The sequence below is a fragment of the uncultured Cardiobacterium sp. genome (genome assembly GCF_938028185.1).
Taxonomy (GTDB): Bacteria; Pseudomonadota; Gammaproteobacteria; order Cardiobacteriales; family Cardiobacteriaceae; genus Cardiobacterium.
In genome coordinates, this window is sequence record NZ_CALJAH010000170.1 from 1 (window position 1) to 1,984 (window position 1,984).

General features: G+C 60.7%; 2 protein-coding genes. Both read right to left on the reverse strand.

Going from position 1 to position 1,984, the window contains the following annotated elements:
• Positions 1–1,219: recombinase family protein (locus tag Q0349_RS05010; protein WP_298079783.1), on the reverse strand; the 1,219-nt coding region annotated here is incomplete at its 3' end.
• A 259-nt stretch (positions 1,220–1,478) separates the two neighbouring features.
• Complete coding sequence (locus Q0349_RS05015) at positions 1,479–1,853, reverse strand: hypothetical protein (protein ID WP_298079784.1); 375 nt, start codon at positions 1,851–1,853, stop codon at positions 1,479–1,481.
• Positions 1,854–1,984: the final 131 nt, after the last annotated feature.

The following is a 1,984-nucleotide window of genomic DNA, read 5'->3' on the forward strand; positions in this document are numbered from 1 at the left end:
TGAGTTTGCGGGCTTGGGTGGTGAGTTTTTGGGTGTGGGTGTGTTGGCGGGTGTAGATGTGGTCGAGTTCGAGGCGGAGGTATTTCTCGATGGTGCGCCGGTCTTCGGGGGTGATGTGGATGTGGTGGTAGAGGTCGGCGATGCGAGCGTCGACCTCGTCGATGAGGACAGCTTTGAAGGAGCATTGGGTGCGGTGGCGTTGGCGGTAGGAGCAGACGAAGTATGGGTAGATTTGGCCGTTTCTGGCTTTGGCGTTGTGGATGATGAGTCGGCCGCCGCATTGGCCGCAGCGGATGGTGGTTTTGAGGTGGTGGTTGTGGATGCGTTGGCGTTCGCCGTGGCGGTGTTGGTTGAGGATGGTTTGGACGCGCTGCCAGGTGGCGTCGTCGATGAGGGGTTGGTGTTTGCCGGGGTATTGGACGCCTTGGTAGGTGACGATGCCGCGGTAGTAGGGGTTGCGGAGGATGGCGAGGAGTTTGTTGTGGCCGAGGGGATGGGACGGCCGGCTGGGTGTGGGGACGGTGGTCAGGCCTTGGGCGGTGAGGTGGTTGGTGAGGGTGGATAGTGTCCAGCGGTCGGTGGCGTATTCGGTGAAGGCTTGGGTGATGAGTGGGCCGCGGACAGGGTCGATGTCGACCCAGCGGGCTTCCCTGCCTTGGTTGTCGCGGCCTTGTTTGTTGAGGTAGCCGAGTGGGGCGCGGCCGATGGTGCCGCCGGCGCGGGCTTTTTGGCTGAGGCCTTTGACGACTTCGCTGGCGAGGTTGCGGGAGTAGAACTCGGCGATGGAGCTCATGATGCCGTGTAGGAGGATGCCGCCGGGGGTTTGGTCGATGTTCTCGGTGGTGGAGATGAGGCGGGTGCTGGTTTGGTCGAGGATGCGGTTGATGTCGACGTCGTCGGCGCGGTTGCGGGCGAGGCGGTCGAGTTTGTGGACGATGACGTAGTCGATGTCGCCGGCGTCTTGGAGGTAGTGGAGCATCTTTTGTAGTTCGGGGCGGTTGGCGCTGCGGGCGGATTCGCCGCGGTCGACGAACTCTTTGACGATGAGAGCGCCCAGGGCCATGGCCTTCTTCTTGTTGGCTTCGCGTTGGGCGGGGATGGAGAAGCCCTCGGCGGCGCCGCCTCGTTGGGCTTGTTCACGGGTGGAGACCCGTAGGTAGGAGACGGCCCGCTTCGGGGTGAGTGAGGCGGCCATGGCGGCAAACGGATCGGTGGTCATGGGCGGACTCCGGGCCGGTGGCTTGTGGGGTTGGTGATGGTGTTGGTCATGAGTGCCTTCTCCTTTCTCACCCGCTACCCGCCAGCGTCCTCGGGGCCTTGGCTATGGGGTGTTATGGCTTGTCAGGGCGGAAACCGGCGGCTCGTCCGGGACTGCCCTACTTCTATTGACGCTCAGATGGAACGAAAAGTCCAGAGGGTTGGGGGTGATGGAGGTGAGATGGTGTGAAAACTATTAGATAGTCGGTAAATAAGGTTTTTCACTGTTCAAACACATGCACTCCATCTTCGTTTTCGATGATGTCGAAGCAGCGGGTGGCGTCTTCCCAGATGGCTGGGTAGTTCCAGCGGATGTAGTCGGTTGGGATGCCGATGGTGTTGGTGATGGTTTCGAGTTGTTGGCTGAAGATGTCTTCGACGAGGGTTTCGATGTAGGCGCTGCGGTTTGGCCAGCTGCCGTGGTAGCAGTTGGTGAAGTTGTGGTGCCAGTCTGGGTCGAGGGGTTGGTTTGGTGGTTGTCCGGTGAGTTGGCGCCAGGCTGTGATGGCGCCTGCCGGGTAGTTGTGTGGTGGGGTTTCGGGTGTGTTGTCTGGCTGGTGATTGCCGGTTTGGGTGTGTCGTGCTTGGTGGTTCATGGTGTCTTCTCCTTTCTGGTTAGTTGTTCAGCACGTCTGCTATCTCTTCCAGTGAGATGGCGCTGTGCATGCCGGTCGGTAGTGTGGTGTCGCTGGTCAGGATGCGGTGGAGTTGTTGTTTTCGGGTGGGG

Bases quoted from the DNA above. Each gene is read 5' to 3' on its own strand.
- Q0349_RS05015 (WP_298079784.1), bottom strand. From the start codon at position 1,853: ATGAACCACCAAGCACGACACACCCAAACCGGCAATCACCAGCCAGAC.